Here is a 19,492-nt window from a genome sequence, read left to right as displayed (position 1 = left end):
TTACGGCAGTGATAATCTTTAAGTATCTAAATAAAAAGGGCCTCTCCGAATGGAAAGGCCCTTTTTATTTTATTCAGCTAATTGTTAAGCGTTAGCTGCTTGCTTCTGCTGTAAACGGATCAGGTTAAGGGCTGAACCAGCTTTAAACCAGGCAATTTGTCCTTGGTTGTAAGTATGGTTTACTGTAAAGCTATCCTGGCTGCCATCTTTGTGCGTTAACACAACTTTAAGTGGCTTACCCTCCTGGAAGTCTTCAAGACCAAGGATATCAAATGTATCTGTCTCCTCAATCAGGTCATAATCCGCTTTGTTTGCGAATGTAAGGGCTAACATACCTTGCTTCTTCAGGTTAGTTTCGTGGATACGCGCGAAAGACTTCACAATAACCGCACGAACACCTAAATGGCGTGGTTCCATGGCAGCATGCTCACGAGATGAACCCTCGCCATAGTTTTCGTCACCTACTACCACTGTACCGATATTAGCAGCCTTGTAGGTACGTGCTGTAGCTGGTACTGCATCGTAACCACGGGTCATATCGTTATACACGCTGTTAGACTCACCGTTGAAAGCGTTGATAGCACCGATCAACATGTTATTAGAAATGTTATCCAGGTGACCACGGTACTTTAACCACGGACCAGCCATAGAAATGTGGTCAGTTGTACATTTGCCCTGCGCTTTGATCAGCAGCTTCAAGCCTTTCAGATCAGTACCTTCCCAAGGCTTAAAGCCCTCCAGTAACTGCAGACGGTCAGACTTCGGATCAACAGCAACCTCTACTTTACTACCGTCTTCTGCCGGAGCAATATAACCAGCATCCTCAACCGCAAAACCTTTAGCTGGCAGCTCAACACCTCTTGGCTCATCCAGTTTTACCTGCTGGCCATCTTTGGTAGTAAGCGTATCTGTCAATGGGTTAAAGGTCAGATCACCGGCAATAGCGAAAGCAGTTACAATTTCCGGTGATGCCACGAACGCATGTGTGTTCGGGTTACCATCATTACGCTTTGCAAAGTTACGGTTGAATGAAGTGATGATAGAGTTCTTACGCGTTGGATCATCTGTGTGACGAGCCCACTGACCGATACACGGACCGCAAGCGTTTGCCAACACCACACCACCCATCTCAGCAAAAGTATCTAGCAAGCCATCGCGGGCAGTTGTGTAGCGTACCATTTCAGAGCCAGGCGTGATCGTGAATTCTGCTTGGGCAGTCAGGTTCTTATCAACAGCTTGCTTTGCAATAGAAGCAGCACGTGTGATATCCTCGTAAGAAGAGTTTGTACAAGAACCGATCAAACCTACCTCCAGTTTTGCTGGCCAGTTGTGCTCTTTAACTACAGCAGCAAACTGAGAAATTGGCCAGGCTGCATCTGGTGTGAATGGTCCGTTTACGTGTGGCTCCAGTGTAGACAGATCGATCTCAATCAGCTGATCATAGAATGAAGCAGGGTCAGCGTACACTTCATCATCGGCACGCAGATGTTGCGCAACTTCGTCAGCCAGTTCTACTACTTCCTCACGCTTGGTTGAGTTCAGATAAGCACGCATGCTGTTGTCATAAGCGAAAACAGATGTAGTCGCACCGATCTCAGCACCCATGTTACAAATTGTACCTTTACCAGTACAAGACATAGACTCAGCACCTTCCCCAAAATACTCCACAATAGCACCAGTACCACCTTTTACTGTAAGGATACCAGCCACTTTCAGGATTACGTCCTTAGGTGAGGTCCATCCGCTCATTTTACCGGTCAGCTTTACACCGATCACTTTCGGGAATTTTAGCTCCCAAGGCATACCTGCCATCACGTCTACGGCATCAGCACCACCAACACCAATCGCTACCATACCCAGACCACCAGCATTTGGTGTGTGCGAGTCAGTACCGATCATCATACCGCCCGGGAACGCATAGTTCTCCAGAACTACCTGGTGTATAATACCCGCACCTGGCTTCCAGAAGCCGATACCATATTTGTTTGAAACTGAAGCAAGGAAATCATATACCTCTTTGTTTTCAGTGTATGCGTCCTGCAGGTCAGAATCAGCACCTACGCGCGCCTGGATCAGGTGATCGCAATGCACAGTAGAAGGTACAGCCGCTTGGGCTTTACCAGCTTGCATGAACTGAAGCAAGGCCATTTGTGCCGTGGCATCCTGCATGGCTACCCTGTCCGGTGCGAAGTCTACGTAAGACTGGCCACGCTCATGTGCTCCTCTGGCAGGACCCTCATAAAGGTGTGAGTACAGGATCTTTTCTGTCAGGGTAAGCGGCCTGCCAACTTTTGTACGTGCAGCAGACACACGCTCTTCCATGCCGGCATAAACTGCCTTGATCATTTCTAAATCAAATGCCATAGTTTTGCTATTGTTAGTGTTTTAAACTCTTCTTTATAAAGTTCACAAATGTACGAAATATAAGGTATTTTGAACAACATTCGTCAGGATGAATATACTGTATGTCTAATTCAAAAGCGCAGTCTTTCGCTGAAAGTAGCTTTTGCATACGCTTTGTCCTAACTTTGCCTTATGAACAGATATTTATTTAATACCCCTGCCAGGCTAATTTTGTTGTTGGCGTTGGCATTAACGCAAGTTATAACTTCCTGTACTTCTTCCACATCCACTAATCATACAATCAAGCCGGGACCTTGGCGTGTAGCTTTGCAGGCTCAGGGCCAGGAAATTCCATTTATCATGGAAGCCGAAGCAAAAGGCGACAGTACCGTTTTATACCTGATAAATGGCGAAGAGCGCATTCTGGTGGATGACATCAAAACGGAAAGCGATTCGGTAAAGATCAGACTACATATTTTTGATGCCGATTTGATAGCGAAAGTAAGCGGCGACAAGATGGCCGGGCGCTTTACCCGCAATGACCTGGACAAGCGCTACTCTGTCCCTTTTACGGCGGAGCATGGCAAAAGCAATCGCTTTAAGGAAAACCCGGACCCAGCCACTTATAATTTTGATGGAAAGTGGGAAGTAGCCTTCACGAAAAAAGACGGCAAAACTTACCCTGCTATTGGCGTGTTCAAGCAAAAAGACAATTACGTAACAGGCACTTTCCTTACTGAAACCGGCGATTATCGTTACCTGGAGGGACAAGTAGAAGGCAACCAACTCAAACTATCTACTTTTGATGGCAACCACGATTACCTTTTCACGGCTTCACCGAGTGAGGAGAACACAATAAAAGGCGAGTACTTTGCCGGCCTCTACGACCATGAAACCTGGACTGCTAAACGCAACGAGAATGCTGAACTGGCCAAGGCGGATGAGCTGACTTACCTGAAGCCGGGTTATGAGTCGCTGTCGTTTACCTTCCCTGATGTGAACGGTAAGCAGGTATCGCTTTCGGATGAAAAGTATAAGGGTAAAGTAGTACTGGTGCAGCTGCTAGGCTCATGGTGCCCTAATTGCATGGACGAAACTAAATTCCTGGCGCCTTACTATACAAAGAACAAGGACCGAGGCCTGGAGATAATTGGCTTAGGCTTCGAAAGAACCCCAGGATACGAACAGGCTGTGCCAAGACTGAAGAAAATGCAGGAACGTTTCAACATTGAGTATGACTTGCTTTATGGTGGTATAGCGGATAAAGAAGTGGCCGCTAAAGCCCTGCCAGCACTCAATCACGTACTCTCTTTCCCGACTACCATCTTCATTGGCCGTGACGGGAAAGTACGCAAGATACACACTGGTTTCTCTGGCCCCGGCACTGGTAAGTATTACGAAGAGTGGGTAGCTGATTTTAACAAAACCATGGAGCAGCTGCTGGCGGAGAAGTAACATAAGTTGTTACATGCTAGACAAAGCAGAAGCCGCTACTGAAGAAGTAACGGCTTCTTTGTTTGCAGCAATGAGTGCAACCAGGACTACAGTAAAATTCTTACTCTTCCCTCTTCCTTAACCTGATTAACCTAAATGTACCTCCTAGTGCTGCTGGCTCATTTAATTCCTGCCGTAGCGAGGTGTGACTGATAATGCTGCCGATGCTACGGTTAATATCGGAAAAGAGGGTGCTGGCAATCTGATTCAAAAAACGGCGAAGCAGCGAAGGCTTCTGTCCATCGGGTAAAAACTTATCGAACACCATCACAGTGCCACCTGGCTTTAGCACCCGTTCCACCTCTTTTATACAGGCTACTGGGTCCGGAATAACGGCAAGTATAAGGTGAAGTATAACCGCATCGAAACTGTTGTCCGCAAATACAAGTTGCTGGCCGTTCATCACCTGTGCGTTAACAGGCACCTGTAACTCCTCTGCCCTCTCCTTCAGCCTGGCAATCATGCCGGGTGTAATATCAATGGCAGTAAGGTTCGTGTAGCCTTTTAGATAAGGTAGATCCAAACCGGTTCCGGCGCCAAGTAAAAGTATGGCATCGGCGGGTTTGGCGGCTAAAAGATCAACGGAGCGTTTACGGTATTTACGAAAGACGCGATCTGCAATCAGGTCGTAAACGGGTAGGTACAATGTATACCGCAAGCGGTTCCAGGTGTTCGTGTTCAGGCTCATTTCATAGTTATTTTGGTTGAGCAAAACTACCTTCTGCACTTGTCTACTGCATTACAAAATTCTGGTTTAGGTTTACAACTTTTCTAACTTCTGCTACAATCAAAAACTTGCTCTCCAAGCGAGAGAAAGGCATTTAATACTGACTTAGCCTCCTTGAAAAATGATGAAATACTATTAGGTGCTATTTCTCCCGCTCAATAGTATAGGCAATGAGTTGCTCCAGGGAGGTGCGTGAAGGGGACTCCGGGAAAGTATGTAGAATGGCCAGGGCCTCGGCATGGTACCGGTTCATAAGCTCAATCGTATAATCAATACCGCCGGAGCTTTTTACAAATTCAATTACCTGCTGCACCCGCTTATTATCCCCGTTGTTGTTCTTTACATTATAAATTACACGGCGCTTCGTTATCCAGTCAGCCTCGCGAAGGGCATGGATAAGCGGCAGGGTCATTTTCTTCTCTTTGATATCAATTCCTAAAGGCTTACCAATCTCGGCTGTGCCATAGTCAAAAAGATCGTCTTTGATCTGAAAAGCAATTCCAACCTTTTCGCCAAATAAACGGGCCTTCTCTATATCTTCTTTAGAAGCACCTGCAGAGGCTGCTCCAACCGCACAACAGGAAGCAATCAGGGAAGCGGTTTTCTGACGGATAATGTCAAAATAGATGCTTTCGTTAATATCCAGCTTTCGGGCTTTCTCAATCTGCAGCAGCTCTCCCTCACTCATTTCCTTCACTGCATTAGACACGATCTTAAGCAGCTCGTAATCATCATTCTGCAATGAGAGGAGCAATCCCTTGGAAAGCAGGTAATCACCTACCAGAACAGCGATCTTATTTTTCCAGAGAGCATTTACAGAGAAGAACCCACGACGGTAGTTGGCATCATCCACCACATCATCATGAACCAGCGTGGCAGTGTGCAGTAGTTCGATAAGTGCAGCCCCCCTATAAGTAGGCTCGTCGATTTTCTCGTGGAAGAGCTTGGCAGTAAAAAACACGAACATCGGACGCATCTGCTTTCCTTTGCGCTTCACGATATAGCTCATGATCCGATCCAGAAGCAAAACTCTCGTTTTCATCGAGGCCCTGAACTTCTTTTCGAACAGCTCCATCTCGGGCGCAATGGGTGCTTGTATATCCTTTAGGCTGATGCTCATGTGTTAAGTCTACAATATTACAGCCTGCAAAAGTGGTTTCCAAACGTGTGTTAGCAAAACCGCGTTTAATTATTAAATTGCTGTTCGCTAAAATTGTTCATCATTTTTTCTTTACTGCCCGTTTTGGTAAACAGTAAACCTTACTTACATTAAATTCTTTAGCTACTTATACCCATAACCATCATACAGATGAAAGTAGACTTTGTAGTATATCCAGACCATGGACGCCCTTTTACTGCTGATGCTACCTATTGGCCCGATAGTAATTCAAAACCCATCGTAATCTTTGCCCATGGCTTCAAGGGGTTTAAAGACTGGGGGCACTTTAACCACCTGGCTACTTACTTCGCTAAACAAGGATTCGTTTTCATTAAATTTAATTTCGCCTACAACGGTACTTCTGTAGATAATTATTCTGACATGCATGACATAGAAGCGTTCGGGCAAAACAACTTCAGCCTGGAGCTAGATGACATGCAGGCGCTGATTGAGCTACTTCACTCCGACAATCCTCCCATTGAAAAGCAGGAACTAGATTTAAACCGGATCTACCTTGTTGGACATAGCCGTGGTGGAGGTGCTGTAATATTAAAGGCCGCTGAGGAGCCTCGGGTAAAGGCCGTAGCCACCTGGGCGGCCGTGAACAGGTATGACAACCGTTGGGATGAGCTCCAGATGGATGAGTGGAAGGAAAGAGGAGTTCAGTACGTGCAGAATGCCCGCACTGGCATCGAGATGCCGCTGTATTATCAGATAGTGGAAAACTTCATCGAGAACAAATACCGGCTTGATATACCAACAGTTGTGAAGCGAGTGAAGCAGCCGCTACTACTGTTGCACGGGGAGGAAGATGAGACTTTACCTACTCAGATGGCTCATGACTTGAAAAACTGGAAACCTGATGCTGAAATGCACCTGCTACCAGAGGCGGACCATTCGTTTGGAGGCCACCATCCTTACGAGCATGAAGAACTTCCAAAGGCAGCACATGCAGCAGCTGATTTAACCATTGACTTCTTTCACCGGCATGCCTAAGGTATACTTGTTATTGGGCGGCAACCTGGGCGACCGCACAACTTATTTACAACAGGCCAGAGAGTCTGTTGCAGCTCGGGTAGGTGGTATAACAGACACTTCTAAAATATATGAAACCGCTGCCTGGGGAAAGACCGATCAGCCAAATTTTTTAAACCAGGTACTGGAAGTAGAAACGGACCTTTCCCCTGATAAAGTCCTGCAAAACATTAACCTGATAGAGCACGACCTCGGACGTATCCGGCAGGAGCATTGGGGTTCCCGTGTGATTGACATAGATATCCTCTTTTACGGCGACCTGGTACTGCAGACACAAAGGCTTACAATTCCCCATCCACAGCTACACCTGCGTAGATTTACACTTTTACCTTTGGCTGAGATTGCTCCAGGTATAGAACACCCTCTGCTGAATAAAAGAGTCATCCAGTTGCTGAAAGAGTGTCCTGACACATTAGAGGTGAAAGAACTAAAACTATAATTTAAACGGTATACCTCCTTACGAAAATACCATGACCACTTTTAGATCATTCGAGACGGAGCGGCTAATCATAAGGCCAACTGCTTATGAAGATGCTTCTTTTATTTATGAGCTCCTGAACACGCCAAAATGGCTGCAATTTATAGGAGACAGAAAAGTAAACTCTTTAAAAGATGCTGAAGCATACATCAAGAACAGGATGATGCCGCAATTAGAAAGGCTGGGATACTCCAACTACACTATTATCCGAAAATCAGATGGTGTAAAGTTAGGTACTTGTGGCCTTTATGACAGGGTGGGATTAGACGGCATTGACATTGGCTTTGCCTTTCTTCCGCAGTATGAAAAGAATGGATATGCCTTTGAGGCCGCAAACAAAATAAAAGAAGCCGCTTTCAGCTGCTTTAACATAGATCAGATCTGCGCTATCACTACAAAAGAAAATACTGCCTCGCAAAAGCTTCTGGAAAAGCTGGGTCTTAAATACATCACAATGGTTAAAATACCCAATGATGAAGAAGAACTTTTGCTGTACCAGCTAAATGTTGCTACACAGGTGCCTGTAGAAGCACCTAAGGCATAAGAAGCCCTAAAAAGAAAGTGCCCTCTCTGGCCTTTACCGGAGAGGGCACTTTGGATGTATGGGAACTACTCAGCAGAACTCACCTCTGCATTGCGATCAATTTTCTTCACTAAACCTTGCAACACTTTGCCCGGTCCGCACTCCACAAAGTGAGTGGCTCCATCGGAGATCATCTGCTGTACAGATTGTGTCCATCGTACCGGGGCTGTAAGCTGCTTAATCAGGTTTTGCTTTATCTCAGCAGGTTCTGTGTGTGGCATGGCATCCACGTTTTGATAAATCGGGCAGATGCCTTCAGAGAACTTAGTTTCTTCTATTGCTTTTGCTAGCTCTTCCTCTGCCGGCTTCATAAGCGGTGAATGGAATGCACCACCTACCGGAAGTGGCAAAGCGCGTTTGGCGCCTGCTTCTTTCATTTTTTCACAGGCGATCTCGATTCCTTTGTTTGAACCGGAGATAACAAGCTGGCCCGGACAGTTATAGTTAGCTGCCACGACAACCTCATCTATAGAGGCACATACCTCCTCTACTTTATCGTCTTCCAGGCCAAGAATAGCAGCCATTGTAGAAGGATTAGCCTCGCAGGCTGCCTGCATAGCAAGCGCACGCTTCGACACAAGACGCAAACCGTCTTCAAAGCTCAGCACTTTGCTGGCTACCAAGGCCGAGAACTCACCAAGCGAATGCCCTGCTACCATATCCGGGTTAAAATCCTTCGCTACGACTGCCTGTGCTACAGAGTGAAGAAATATAGCTGGCTGTGTAACTTTTGTCTGCTTCAGTTCTTCATCCGTACCATTAAACATGATCTCGGTGATGTTGAAACCCAGGATCTCGTTTGCCTTATCGAACAGCTGTTTTGCTTCTTCATGCTGCTCATATAGATCCTTACCCATACCCACAAACTGTGAACCCTGTCCCGGGAAAACGTATGCCTTCTTCATTTGCTAGTTAATTTATTTTATTGATTGCTGGTTACTTAGTTACAATTGGCAAAGTAGAGCTGCTGTGGCAAAACCTCTGCCCTTAAAGCTGTACTTTCCACATGAGAATAAGGTATGCAGACTTAGATAAACCTCCTCCTTTGTTCAGGACTTGGCAGCATACAAACTTCTCTCTGCCCGGCAATTTTATAGCGGTGTCGGGCTATGAACCGGTACACAAAATTGCGGAAAGATAAAGGAATAAAGCGGAAATTTGAAAACAGGGAGAATGGAAATTTAAGATACCGGGCAATATGAAGGATTGCCTCTGACTCTGTAAGGAGTTTTCCGTGCTCGTAAAACAAAATAGAGTCTGGTAAAGGAGCAGGAATTTTCTCCGGAGGCACTACAGCCTCTAACACACCAGATTCTAGAGGAGCAAAGTATAAATTCTGATCTGTGTTATACCTCAACACAAACTGTACGCTTGCCTGACAAAAGCCGCAAGAGCCATCGTAAAAAACGATGGCTCTTGTTCTTAGCTTTTCTATGTCTTTTGTAAAGCTCTGCATTCTTTAAACTTCTTATCTTACTATCTCAACCCAGCCTTTATACTTCGATCTGGCTTTTGATGGATCAAGTGTAAAGAACTCTACCTCAACTTCATAATAGTAAGTACCGTCTGTTAATCTGTTGCCCTCGTTATCTACACCTGGCCAGTTAATGTACACGTCATCACCTCCTCCATCGGCTTTTTTCTGGTACACCAACACACCCCAACGGTTAAACACTTTAAAGTTAGAGCTCTTGATAAAAGAAGTCTTTTTGTCCGGGCGGAACACATCGTTCTTACCATCCCCGTTTGGAGTGATGATGTTTGGCAGCATAAAGCTAATACAATTGTCGTTACACACCTCATTGCTGCGAGGGCTTTGCCTTCCGTTTACATCCGTGGCGGTCACCTGGTAACATCCTGCAAAGGATTGAAGTCCTGAGTGTATGAAAGTAGTCTCCTCGGTTCTACCGATTTCAATGTACTCAGCCTCTGCCGAAGCTTTAAAGTAAACTGTATAAAAGTCTATTTCAGCCGTACAATCGCCTGTTATTTGAGGCTCCCACGTCAGCACATTCTGATAAGGCGGCTCTGTAGGGTTCTGATTGAACACCTCGCAGTCAAGTTGCTGTATACTTAAAATTGGCGCACACACATCCTTAGGCAAGGTAGCACAGACCCTCTGGCTATTGTTTAGCAGCGGTTTTGGCAAACCTTTGATATCATATGAGCCAACTGTTTGCACATAGTAGCAATATTCTACTCCGCGCTGCAAGGCAACTCCGCCAAAAGTACCTTTATCCGTGTAAGTGCCACTTGTAGCCGTTGCTGTCACACTGTCTATCAAGGTAAAGTTTCCGGTACCATTTACTGCACGATAAATACGATGCTTACCCGTTATGTTATTCCAGGGCACGTTATAGGTCCAGTTCAGCACAAGTTCTTTTTGGTCTCCTGCCGGAGGTGCAACAGTTAAGAAAACACTGGATGCTTCTGTGCTGTCGCGTAAGGCAGTAGGCTGTCCACCCGGAGCTGGTGCCTGGAAGAACTCTAATTTATAGCGGTAAGCTTTCTCTACAGTATTAAGCCCTGCATCTACAAAAGTTGTATCAGACAAGGTACGGGTTCTCTTAACCTCCACATAGCCACCTCCTGGTTGTATGCCCTCCTTGCGGAAGAGACGATACTCGAGTGGCGGTGTAAGCTTTTCAACGTTGCGCGGCTGAGTCCACTTCACTGTGATCTGACCATTTGTTACATCTGTTCTGTCAACTGTAACATTGGTTAAATACGGGATGTCCTGATCTACCGCAATACATGTCTCATTTGATGCCAAACTCTTACCTCTGGCAGGTGAAGGAAATTCTGCATAAATAATGTAACAGTATTCTACTCCCGCTTTCAGACCGGCACCCTTGTTATCATCAAAAAAAGTAACCTCACCGGCATCTACTTCACCTATCAGAACATAACCTGTACTGGCTGGCACTCCGGTCTCACAATGATCAGGCACAAATCCGGATGGCCCCTCTCGCCGATAAATACGAATAGTAGAGGCATTCTGACAAATATATGGGTCCCAGGTGAGCGTAACATTCCGGTCGGCCCCGGTTGCAAGGAGATTCTGAGGAGGAGGACCAACAACCGTTATGTTCCATGGCTGAAGGTCAGCCAGATCTGTTTCACTTGGTGGTCTGATGTCTTCAGCTTTAAAAACAACCTGGTAAGGGCGCTCCCGCACATCATTGCAACTGGTGGACCAGCTGAAACGCCCGGCAGCAGTACCTGCATTGTTTACAGTTTGTGTAAACGTTGCCGGAGGAAGGATACCACTAGATGCGGTTAATTTAATAAAGTCTTTATCCGGGTCTGTCGCACGCACAATGTCTGTAAGTGTAGTGCCTGCTACAATACAGGTATCCTTTGGTTCCAGCTTTGGAGGTCTGTTTGGCGTTTCCTTTACAATAATCTGCATATCCCGGACTACCTCGCCAATTTTTATCGCGCCATTCTCCGATACCCGCCATTCCTCCACTACAAAGGCAATATTATACTCTCCCTGCCTACAGGGCGAGTCCCAAACCAGCTGCCCATCGGTAACATCGAGGGTTAGAAAAGCACTACCTGTACCTGAGGAAGTTGTACAGCCGGCACCCGTGAATCGCAGGTGGGGTAATACATATCCGGGCACTGGTGTAGGGTTACCCGTTCCAACTCCACCTACTCTTTGTAAAGGCACACGAAGTTTAAAGGCAAGGCTATCACCGTCTGCATCGTATGCACCAGGGTTATGCACAAAAACCCGACCTACGGCAGCTAAATCCACTGGTGCAACAGTTAGCACTGGTGTACTATTAAAGCCTCTCAGCGGGTTTATGTTTATTGTTGTAGCAATGTAAAAGGTCAGCTGATCTGAGGGTGGGGTAACGTTCAGAATGTTAGGGTTCCGGTTGATACCTGTCCAGGAGGTGGTATAGCTTCCGGCAGCAGGATAAGTATACTCCCACTTATAAACCTCCACATCTACCAGGTCTGCAGGGTCACCTATTTCAGCATGCGAAAACTTTGGTACTGTAAGAATTGTGCCAGCTCCCGTGTTAATTTGTACTGTCGGGTCATCAGCCTGTGAAGCCCTGTCAGTATAGATTTTCATTGTGAAGAAGAAACGAAACGGGTTAGGGTTTGGCGTAGTATCCCGTTTGGCTACAATATCTCCTGCTCTAATGTGTGTGGCCTGTGCATCTGTTAATGTTCCCAACAGCAACAATAACACCCAGAGCAGACCCCCATGCAGCAGATACCTAGTGCGTAAACAGTTTGGCATATAAATAGGGTTTGGCAAAAATCAGTTATATATTAAACTAAAAAAGTTTGAATTTATTGTCAACAATTGTAAGAAAAGTAGGTTAAAATATAGGTGGTTTTCAATCCTACGCATGCCAATTTAGATTGATTCAAAATATTAACCTAAAATTGTTTTATAAAAGGTCTGCCACTACCTTTGAGAATTAAAAAATGCTTCATTAATAATCTATAACTAATACAGATGAATTGGTTTACTAAGACGTTTTCCAGTACAATCGGACGCAAGATCATTATGTCGATCACGGGTCTTTTTCTGATCTCTTTCCTTGTAGTTCACCTTGTGGGAAACCTACAACTCTTTAACGATGATGGAGGCGCAGCGTTCAATCTTTACTCTCATTTTATGGCGAATAACTTTGTTATCCGCTTCATGGAGATTGTACTTGTACTGGGATTCCTTTTCCACATTTACGATGCGATCGTTTTAACACGTAAAAACAAAGCGGCTCGTCCAATCGATTATGCAGAGCAGCATCCTCAGGAAAACAGCACCTGGTCTTCCCGTAACATGGGTTTACTAGGAACAGTTATCCTTGTGTTCCTGATCATCCACCTGTGGAATTTCTTTGTTCCTGCAAGATTCGGTGGTTTAGAAGGCATTGTAATAGAAGGTGCCAGCTATGATAACCTTTACCTAAGAGTGGTACAGTCTTTCCAGATCTGGTGGTATGTGGCAATCTACGTGATTTCTATGATCGCGCTTGCTTATCACCTTATTCACGGGTTCCAGAGTGCGTTTCAGACTCTTGGTCTTACGCATAAGAAGTACACGCCATTCATTCAGAAGTTTGGATATGCCTTTTCAGTAATAATCTGCCTTGGCTTTGCTATTATTCCTCTGTACTTTTTCTTTTTCTTTGAATTATAACAAACTGCTATAGTTTACTATGATATTAGATTCGAAAATTCCTGAAGGCCCGTTAGCGGAGAAATGGGATAAACATAAATTTAATGTGAAGCTGGTTAACCCGGCAAACAAGCGTAAATACGATATCATTGTAGTTGGTACTGGCCTTGCTGGTGCATCTGCTGCTGCCACTTTCGGAGAGCTTGGCTACAATGTAAAAGCTTTCTGTTTTCAGGACACTCCTCGTCGTGCACACTCTATTGCGGCACAGGGTGGTATAAATGCTGCTAAAAACTATCAGAACGACGGCGACTCAGTACACCGTCTTTTTTACGACACAATTAAGGGTGGTGACTACCGTGCCCGTGAAGCTAACGTTTACCGCCTGGCACAGGTATCAGTTAACATTATCGACCAGTGCGTAGCACAGGGGGTACCTTTCGCGCGTGAGTATGGCGGCCTTCTTGCTAACCGTTCATTTGGTGGTGCTCAGGTATCCCGTACCTTCTACGCACGCGGCCAGACGGGGCAGCAGCTTCTTTTAGGAGCATACTCTGCCCTGAACCGCCAGATTGCTTACGGCAAGGTAAAAATGTACCCACGTACAGAGATGCTTGACCTTGTTATTGTAGATGGCCAGGCAAGAGGTATTGTGGTTCGTAACCTTATCACAGGCAAGATTGAGTCGCACAGCGCGCACGCAGTGGTCTTAGCAACAGGTGGCTACGGTAACGTATTCTTCCTTTCAACTAATGCCATGGGTTCAAATGCTACGGCAGCCTGGAGAGCACATAAGAAAGGGGCTTTGTTTGCAAACCCTTGCTTTACGCAAATACACCCTACCTGTATTCCTGTATCCGGTGAGTACCAGTCTAAGCTAACCCTTATGTCTGAGTCACTTCGTAACGACGGACGTGTTTGGGTGCCTAAAACAAAAGAAATTGCAGAAAGGCTAAGGAAAGGCGAAATCACTGTTAATGATATTGCAGAAGGAGACCGTGATTACTACCTGGAGCGTAAATATCCAGCTTTCGGTAACCTTGTTCCACGCGATGTGGCTTCTCGTAACGCCAAATTAGTTTGCGACGAAGGACGTGGTGTAGGTTCATCAGGACTAGCGGTGTATCTTGACTTTGCAGATGCTATCAAGCGTGATGGTCAGCCAGCAATTGCTGCGAAGTATGGTAACCTCTTTGAGATGTACGCAAAGATCACAGACGAGAACCCATACGAAAGACCAATGCGTATTTACCCGGCTGTACACTACACCATGGGCGGTCTTTGGGTAGATTATAACCTAATGACCAATGTACCAGGTCTTTATGCTGCCGGTGAAGCTAACTTCTCTGATCATGGTGCTAACCGTTTAGGTGCATCGGCACTGATGCAAGGTTTAGCTGATGGCTATTTCGTGTTGCCTTACACGATAGGTGATTACCTGGCAAACCAGAAATATGATAAAGTAAGCGTAGATCACCCGGCATTCAAAGAAGCAGAGCAGGCCGTTATTGAGAAAAACAACCTCTTGCTGTCTATCAAAGGAACGCGTACTGTAGACGATTTCCACAAGGCTCTTGGATTGCTGATGTGGGACTACTGCGGAATGGCCCGTACTGCAGAAGGACTTAAATTTGCTAAAGGCGAAATCCGCAAACTACGTGATGAATTCTGGCGCGATGTTAAAGTTACCGGAGTTGGGGAAGAATTGAACCAGACACTGGAGAAAGCTAACAGAGTAGCTGACTTCCTGGAGCTTGGAGAACTAATGGTTGATGATGCCCTGAACAGAAATGAATCATGCGGTGGTCACTTCCGTGAAGAATACCAAACCCCGGAAAACGAAGCTCTTCGCGATGATGAAAATTATACTTATGTGGCTGCCTGGGAATTCACAGGCGTAGGTAATGACCCTATCCTACATAAGGAAGAGCTGAAGTTTGAAAACGTGAAGCTAACACAGCGTAGCTACAAATAATTGATGATAATTAAAGACTAGAAATTCACAATCAGAGTTGAATAGCCCGGGAAGTTTGTTCTAAAAGAGGCATCAGTTCTGATAATTTCTAATTCATGATTTATACTTTCTAATTTGAAATAAAATGGCTGGAAGTAATCCAAATGCTAAACCAATGGACCTGACATTGAGGGTTTGGCGCCAAAAAAATAGAGAAACAGCTGGAGCGCTGGTTACATATCCTGTTAAAGGCATTTCTCCTGACATGTCGTTTCTGGAGATGCTGGATGTATTGAACGAGGACCTGCTACGAGCTGGTGAAGAGCCAATTGCTTTTGACCACGACTGCCGTGAAGGTATTTGCGGTATGTGCAGCCTGTTCATCAACGGTCGTGCACATGGTCCGGAAAGAGGAACTACAACTTGTCAGCTGCACATGCGTCACTTTAAGCATGGTGACACCATTACTATTGAACCATGGAGAGCTGCTGCTTTTCCAGTGCACAAAGACCTGGTAGTTGATCGTTCTGCATTTGATCGTATACAGCAGGCTGGTGGTTATATCTCTGTGAACACAGGTGGTGTGCCAGACGCTAACGAAATTCCAATTCCTAAATCTATTGCAGACAAGGCTTTTGATGCAGCAACTTGTATCGGTTGTGGTGCCTGTGTGGCAGCCTGTAAAAATGCTTCTGCTATGCTGTTTGTTTCTGCTAAAGTATCACAGCTTGCAATGTTACCACAAGGTAAGACTGAACGCAAGACACGTGCAGAAAACATGGTAGCGCAAATGGACTTTGAAGGATTTGGTGCATGTACTAACACGGGTGCCTGCGCAGCTGAATGCCCTGTAGGTATATCCCTTGAGAATATTGCAATGCTTAACCGTGAGTATCTTGGCGCAAAGTTGACTTCCGAGAACGTAGCGTCATAAGCATTCTAGTAGTAACTAACAGAGAAGGCGAGGCTGCAACAAAGCTCCTCGCCTTTTTTATTTACATTTGACAGCATTACAAATAATAAGAACCTAAATGTTTTATTGCTGTTAAGTTATAAAATCAATTATCACCTATGATCACACTCATATCAGGCACTAACAGACCTGACTCAAATTCAATAGCCATAGTTAAACTTTACGCTGGTTTACTCGAGGAGCGAGGAGAAGCCTTCCAAATACTAGACCTTGCAGAGCTGCCATCTGACTTTACAGTTTCAGCACTTTATGATAATGTTGGAAAAAATGCCCAATTCAACAAGTTGAGCAATATGATAGCTACCTCTGACAAGTTTGTTTTCGTAGTTCCGGAGTATAACTCCTCTTTTCCTGGCGTCTTAAAGGCATTTATTGACGGGCTTACTTACCCTAATACTTTCAAAGACAAGAAAGGAGCTTTAATCGGGATATCTTCAGGCATGCAGGGAAGCGGCTTATCGTTGAGCCACCTGACTGACATTTTAAATTACCTGGGAATGCATACGATGGCCATGAAGCTTAAACTTGCTCATATCGAAAAGAACTTTGATGGTACAAGCATTACAAACAAGCTATACCAGGAACTACTGGAACAACATATTGAGCAGTTCCTTAAATTTTAAACGGTAAAGTTTTATTTAGCAAACTGCACATACTATAAAAAAGGAGGGGCCGTAGTAATTAGCTACGGCCCCTCCTTTATGTTCCTGATCAGACTTACTAATCTACATTATCATGCAGGAAACGGTTGTCTCCTAGTATTTCATTGTCATCGTTCAGGTTGAAACGTGAAATGTTACGCTCCGATGAATGAGACACTTTTTCAAGTGCTACGTTACGACGTAGGTACGCAGGCACATCCAGTTTCTCCTTAATAGCTTCAGAAGTAATTTCAGAGCTGAGCATGCGCAGGCGCTCACGACGCTCTTCAGCACGACGCTGCATCAGCTCACGCTCCTCAGCTAGCCTGTCTGCTTCACGAGCTGCAGTACGTTTCTCCTCTTCATAAGAAGCAGTAGTATCATGCTGTGAACTTCCATCCAGCTCGAAAACAATACGCTGTGGCTGCTCAACTGGTCTATGAACAGGCTGCTGCTCATAATTGTTGTTATGCTGCTGTGGCTGAACTGGTGAAGATGGCTGTGGAGTAGCAATAGGAGCAACAACCGGCTTCGAAACAAAAGCGGCAACTTCAGCCTGCTCTACTTTAGCTGGCTCGGTCGACTCTATTTTTTTTTGGCTATCTAAATCAAATACTGTTTTCTTTGGCTCTATGATGCTTTCGGCATTACTAGCAAAACCAGTGGCAATTACTGTAACCCGGATGCTCTGTCCTAAAGATGAATCAATACCATGGCCGAAGATAACTTCAGCTTCCTGACCAGCTTTGTCTTGTATATACTCTGTGATTTCAGTTAACTCATCCATTTCCAACTCCGCCTGCTCACCAGACATGATTGAAAGAAGAATTTTCTGAGCACCATGAATATCTGTGTTGTTAAGTAACGGAGAAGAAAGGGCTTCTTCAGCAGCACGTAAGGCACGGCCTTCACCCTCTGTAGTTGCAGAACCCATAACTGCAGCGCCAGAGTCTTTCATTACCGTTTTCACGTCCTCAAAGTCCACGTTAACCTCAGCAGTAACAGTAATAATCTCCGCGATAGACTTAGCGGCTGTAGTCAATACGTTATCAGCTTTGGCAAAGGCCTCACGGATAGTAAGGTTACCGAACATCTCGCGCAGCTTATCATTCAGGATCACCAGAATAGTATCGCAGTTCTCGCTTAGTTCTTTTACACCGTTCTCAGCAGCTATCTTCTTCTTCTTTCCCTCAAAAGCAAAAGGAGCTGTAACGATACCTACTGTAAGTATACCGAGCTCTTTGGCAACTTTGGCAATGACTGGTGCAGCACCTGTACCGGTACCACCACCCATTCCTGCTGTAATAAACACCATTTTAGTGTCAGAGCTCAGCATCTCCCTTATTTCTTCCTTGCTTTCCAAGGCAGCGTGTTTGCCTTTTTCAGGATTCGCCCCTGCACCCAGACCTTCGGTAAGGTTCTGGCCAATACCTAGTTTATTAGGTACGCTGCTGCTTTTTAAGGCTTGTGCATCGGTATTACATATGATAAACTCAACATCTTTGATGCCTTGGCTATACATATGATTTACAGCGTTGCTTCCACCGCCCCCGACGCCAATCACCTTAATGATGGACTTACTGCTAGATGGTAAGTCAAAAGTGTACATTGAAGTCATGCTAATTTCTCCTGCTCTTAATGGGTTAATAACTTTGTTTGTCGTCTATGTCGTCTGTTAAGAAGCCTTTGATCATTCTAAACAGGCCGCCATTGCTTTCTTTTTCTTTGGCTGTTTTCTGAACTGGCTTCTGGTACTCTGTATGCTCCGGTGTTTCTGAATAACCGGCAGCAAGTTGCTCAATAGAATGATAGCCTGCCAGCACCAAACCTACGCTCGTAGCATACATCGGGCTCTTAACAGCATCAATCTTTGATTTACCCAGGTGCTCATTAGGATAACCGATTCGCGTATCCATACCGGTGATGTATTCCACCAGCTGCACCAGGTTTTGTAGTTGCGCACCGCCCCCTGTAATAACTATACCGGCCGCAAGGCTGTTAGCATAGCCGGAACGAACAATCTCGGCATATACCAGCTCTACAATTTCTTCCATTCTTGCCTCAATGATATAAGCAAGGTTCTTTAACGAAATCTCTTTTGGTGTGCGGTCACGCAGGCCAGGGATTGAAACAATCTCGTTTTCAGAAGCTTCATCGGCTATTGCCTTTCCAAACTTCACTTTAAGCTGTTCCGCCTGGTTTTGCATTACCATGCATCCTTGCTTAATATCGGAAGTTATGATGTTACCACCAAATGGTAGAACAGCTGTATGGCGAATTATATTGTCTTTGAAAATCGCCAAATCCGTTGTACCACCGCCAATATCCACCAAGGCTACACCCGCTTCCTTCTCCTCGTCGCTTAACACCGACATGCATGATGCTAAAGGCTCCAGAATCAGGTTGTCTATTGTAAGACCGGCACGTGTGATACACTTGTTGATGTTGTTGATGGCGTTAGACTGTGCCGTGATAATGTGAAAGTTTCCCTCCAGGCGCACGCCAGACATTCCAACCGGATCAACAATGCCTTCCTCAAAATCTACTTTATACTCCTGCGGCATTACGTGGATGATTTCACTGCCCGGAGGAGTTACCAAACGATACATGTCGTTAGTAAGACGGTTCACATCCTCTACAGTAATTTCATGATCCGTTACCTGCCGTGTAATGCTGCCATTGTGTTGCAAGCTTTTGATATGCTGCCCTGCAATGCCAACGTTTACCACTCCGATGTTTATTCCGGATTGCTCCTCGGCCTGATGGATAGCTTTCCGGATAGCATCTACCGTTTTATCGATGTTACTAACTATGCCGCGTACCACACCCTCAGATGCAGCCTTACCCATCCCCAGTATCTCCAGCTTCCCAAACTCATTCTTCCGACCAACAAGTGCGCAAACTTTGGTGGTGCCAATGTCCAAGCCTACTACTATTTTGTCGTTCTGCATATCCT

Annotated in this window: 16 protein-coding genes; 8 read left to right on the top strand and 8 right to left on the bottom strand. The window is 45.3% G+C overall.

The annotated features are described in order from the left end of the window. Positions 1 to 84 precede the first annotated feature (84 nt). Positions 85 to 2,364 (bottom strand): aconitate hydratase, encoded by a 2,280-nt coding sequence (locus tag ACFSRY_RS06270; RefSeq protein WP_377504157.1) that lies wholly within the window; start codon positions 2,362 to 2,364, stop codon positions 85 to 87. Positions 2,365 to 2,535: 171 nt separating this feature from the next. On the opposite strand from ACFSRY_RS06270, the gene ACFSRY_RS06265 reads away from it, so the two are divergent. Then, a complete protein-coding gene (locus tag ACFSRY_RS06265) occupies positions 2,536 to 3,798 on the top strand; it encodes a peroxiredoxin family protein (protein WP_377504155.1) in 1,263 nt (420 codons plus the stop codon). Positions 3,799 to 3,898: 100 nt separating this feature from the next. Here ACFSRY_RS06265 and ACFSRY_RS06260 read toward each other — a convergent pair whose 3' ends face one another. Both ACFSRY_RS06260 and ACFSRY_RS06255 read right to left on the bottom strand, forming a co-directional pair. After that, entirely contained in the window at positions 3,899 to 4,525 is a 627-nt protein-coding gene (locus ACFSRY_RS06260; RefSeq protein ID WP_377504153.1) for a class I SAM-dependent methyltransferase, read from the bottom strand. Between the two features lie 181 nt (positions 4,526 to 4,706). Then, positions 4,707 to 5,684 carry a polyprenyl synthetase family protein gene (locus tag ACFSRY_RS06255; protein WP_377504151.1) on the bottom strand — a complete coding sequence of 326 codons (978 nt, stop codon included), beginning with the start codon at positions 5,682 to 5,684 and terminating at the stop codon, positions 4,707 to 4,709. Between the two features lie 189 nt (positions 5,685 to 5,873). Here ACFSRY_RS06255 and ACFSRY_RS06250 point away from each other — a divergent pair, with 189 nt between their 5' ends. The 3 genes from ACFSRY_RS06250 to ACFSRY_RS06240 are packed head-to-tail and all read left to right on the top strand — an operon-like array spanning position 5,874 to position 7,780. Beyond that, positions 5,874 to 6,719 (top strand): alpha/beta hydrolase family protein, encoded by an 846-nt coding sequence (locus ACFSRY_RS06250; RefSeq protein WP_377504149.1) that lies wholly within the window; start codon positions 5,874 to 5,876, stop codon positions 6,717 to 6,719. Beyond that, positions 6,712 to 7,197, top strand: a complete 486-nt coding sequence (folK, locus tag ACFSRY_RS06245) for a 2-amino-4-hydroxy-6-hydroxymethyldihydropteridine diphosphokinase (RefSeq protein ID WP_377504147.1) — start codon at positions 6,712 to 6,714, stop codon at positions 7,195 to 7,197. Before ACFSRY_RS06250 ends, folK begins: the two co-directional genes overlap by 8 nt. Positions 7,198 to 7,228: 31 nt before the next feature. Further along, a complete protein-coding gene (locus tag ACFSRY_RS06240) occupies positions 7,229 to 7,780 on the top strand; it encodes a GNAT family N-acetyltransferase (RefSeq protein ID WP_377504145.1) in 552 nt (183 codons plus the stop codon). Positions 7,781 to 7,845: 65 nt separating this feature from the next. Here ACFSRY_RS06240 and fabD read toward each other — a convergent pair whose 3' ends face one another. From fabD to ACFSRY_RS06225, 3 genes are all read right to left on the bottom strand, one after another. Then, positions 7,846 to 8,724: an ACP S-malonyltransferase gene (gene fabD / locus ACFSRY_RS06235; protein WP_377504143.1), complete on the bottom strand. Its 879-nt coding sequence runs from the start codon at positions 8,722 to 8,724 to the stop codon at positions 7,846 to 7,848. A gap of 122 nt (positions 8,725 to 8,846) precedes the next feature. Beyond that, positions 8,847 to 9,275 (bottom strand): thiol-disulfide oxidoreductase DCC family protein, encoded by a 429-nt coding sequence (locus tag ACFSRY_RS06230; RefSeq protein WP_377504141.1) that lies wholly within the window; start codon positions 9,273 to 9,275, stop codon positions 8,847 to 8,849. 12 nt (positions 9,276 to 9,287) lie between these two features. After that, positions 9,288 to 12,080, bottom strand: a complete 2,793-nt coding sequence (locus ACFSRY_RS06225) for a T9SS type B sorting domain-containing protein (RefSeq protein ID WP_377504139.1) — start codon at positions 12,078 to 12,080, stop codon at positions 9,288 to 9,290. Between the two features lie 222 nt (positions 12,081 to 12,302). On the opposite strand from ACFSRY_RS06225, the gene ACFSRY_RS06220 reads away from it, so the two are divergent. The 4 genes from ACFSRY_RS06220 to ACFSRY_RS06205 all read left to right on the top strand — a co-directional run bounded on the left by ACFSRY_RS06220 (position 12,303) and on the right by ACFSRY_RS06205 (position 16,518). Next, positions 12,303 to 12,989, top strand: a complete 687-nt coding sequence (locus tag ACFSRY_RS06220) for a succinate dehydrogenase cytochrome b subunit (RefSeq protein ID WP_377504137.1) — start codon at positions 12,303 to 12,305, stop codon at positions 12,987 to 12,989. A 19-nt stretch (positions 12,990 to 13,008) separates the two neighbouring features. Continuing rightward, entirely contained in the window at positions 13,009 to 14,943 is a 1,935-nt protein-coding gene (locus tag ACFSRY_RS06215) for a fumarate reductase/succinate dehydrogenase flavoprotein subunit (protein ID WP_377504135.1), read from the top strand. A 154-nt stretch (positions 14,944 to 15,097) separates the two neighbouring features. Continuing rightward, positions 15,098 to 15,856, top strand: coding sequence for a succinate dehydrogenase/fumarate reductase iron-sulfur subunit (locus tag ACFSRY_RS06210; protein ID WP_377504421.1), 759 nt, complete (start codon positions 15,098 to 15,100; stop codon positions 15,854 to 15,856). 137 nt (positions 15,857 to 15,993) lie between these two features. After that, positions 15,994 to 16,518 carry an NADPH-dependent FMN reductase gene (locus ACFSRY_RS06205; protein ID WP_377504133.1) on the top strand — a complete coding sequence of 175 codons (525 nt, stop codon included), beginning with the start codon at positions 15,994 to 15,996 and terminating at the stop codon, positions 16,516 to 16,518. A gap of 97 nt (positions 16,519 to 16,615) precedes the next feature. Here ACFSRY_RS06205 and ftsZ read toward each other — a convergent pair whose 3' ends face one another. Together ftsZ and ftsA are read right to left on the bottom strand one after the other, a co-directional pair. Then, a complete protein-coding gene (gene ftsZ / locus ACFSRY_RS06200) occupies positions 16,616 to 18,154 on the bottom strand; it encodes a cell division protein FtsZ (protein ID WP_377504132.1) in 1,539 nt (512 codons plus the stop codon). Positions 18,155 to 18,179: 25 nt separating this feature from the next. Then, entirely contained in the window at positions 18,180 to 19,487 is a 1,308-nt protein-coding gene (gene ftsA, locus ACFSRY_RS06195) for a cell division protein FtsA (protein ID WP_377504130.1), read from the bottom strand. Positions 19,488 to 19,492 lie beyond the last annotated feature (5 nt).

The sequence above is a fragment of the Pontibacter locisalis genome (genome assembly GCF_042684605.1).
In the GTDB taxonomy this organism is placed as follows: domain Bacteria; phylum Bacteroidota; class Bacteroidia; order Cytophagales; family Hymenobacteraceae; genus Pontibacter; species Pontibacter locisalis.
Note: the sequence above shows the minus strand (reverse complement) of the source record. Positions and strands in the feature narration are given on the sequence as shown.

Bases quoted from the DNA above. Each gene is read 5' to 3' on its own strand.
- ACFSRY_RS06255 (WP_377504151.1), bottom strand. From the start codon at position 5,684: ATGAGCATCAGCCTAAAGGATATACAAGCACCCATTGCGCCCGAGATG.
- ACFSRY_RS06260 (WP_377504153.1), bottom strand. From the start codon at position 4,525: ATGAGCCTGAACACGAACACCTGGAACCGCTTGCGGTATACATTGTAC.
- fabD (WP_377504143.1), bottom strand. From the start codon at position 8,724: ATGAAGAAGGCATACGTTTTCCCGGGACAGGGTTCACAGTTTGTGGGT.
- ftsA (WP_377504130.1), bottom strand. From the start codon at position 19,487: ATGCAGAACGACAAAATAGTAGTAGGCTTGGACATTGGCACCACCAAA.
- ftsZ (WP_377504132.1), bottom strand. From the start codon at position 18,154: ATGACTTCAATGTACACTTTTGACTTACCATCTAGCAGTAAGTCCATC.
- ACFSRY_RS06250 (WP_377504149.1), top strand. From the start codon at position 5,874: ATGAAAGTAGACTTTGTAGTATATCCAGACCATGGACGCCCTTTTACT.
- ACFSRY_RS06220 (WP_377504137.1), top strand. From the start codon at position 12,303: ATGAATTGGTTTACTAAGACGTTTTCCAGTACAATCGGACGCAAGATC.
- ACFSRY_RS06225 (WP_377504139.1), bottom strand. From the start codon at position 12,080: ATGCCAAACTGTTTACGCACTAGGTATCTGCTGCATGGGGGTCTGCTC.
- folK (WP_377504147.1), top strand. From the start codon at position 6,712: ATGCCTAAGGTATACTTGTTATTGGGCGGCAACCTGGGCGACCGCACA.
- ACFSRY_RS06210 (WP_377504421.1), top strand. From the start codon at position 15,098: ATGGACCTGACATTGAGGGTTTGGCGCCAAAAAAATAGAGAAACAGCT.
- ACFSRY_RS06240 (WP_377504145.1), top strand. From the start codon at position 7,229: ATGACCACTTTTAGATCATTCGAGACGGAGCGGCTAATCATAAGGCCA.
- ACFSRY_RS06230 (WP_377504141.1), bottom strand. From the start codon at position 9,275: ATGCAGAGCTTTACAAAAGACATAGAAAAGCTAAGAACAAGAGCCATC.
- ACFSRY_RS06265 (WP_377504155.1), top strand. From the start codon at position 2,536: ATGAACAGATATTTATTTAATACCCCTGCCAGGCTAATTTTGTTGTTG.
- ACFSRY_RS06270 (WP_377504157.1), bottom strand. From the start codon at position 2,364: ATGGCATTTGATTTAGAAATGATCAAGGCAGTTTATGCCGGCATGGAA.
- ACFSRY_RS06205 (WP_377504133.1), top strand. From the start codon at position 15,994: ATGATCACACTCATATCAGGCACTAACAGACCTGACTCAAATTCAATA.
- ACFSRY_RS06215 (WP_377504135.1), top strand. From the start codon at position 13,009: ATGATATTAGATTCGAAAATTCCTGAAGGCCCGTTAGCGGAGAAATGG.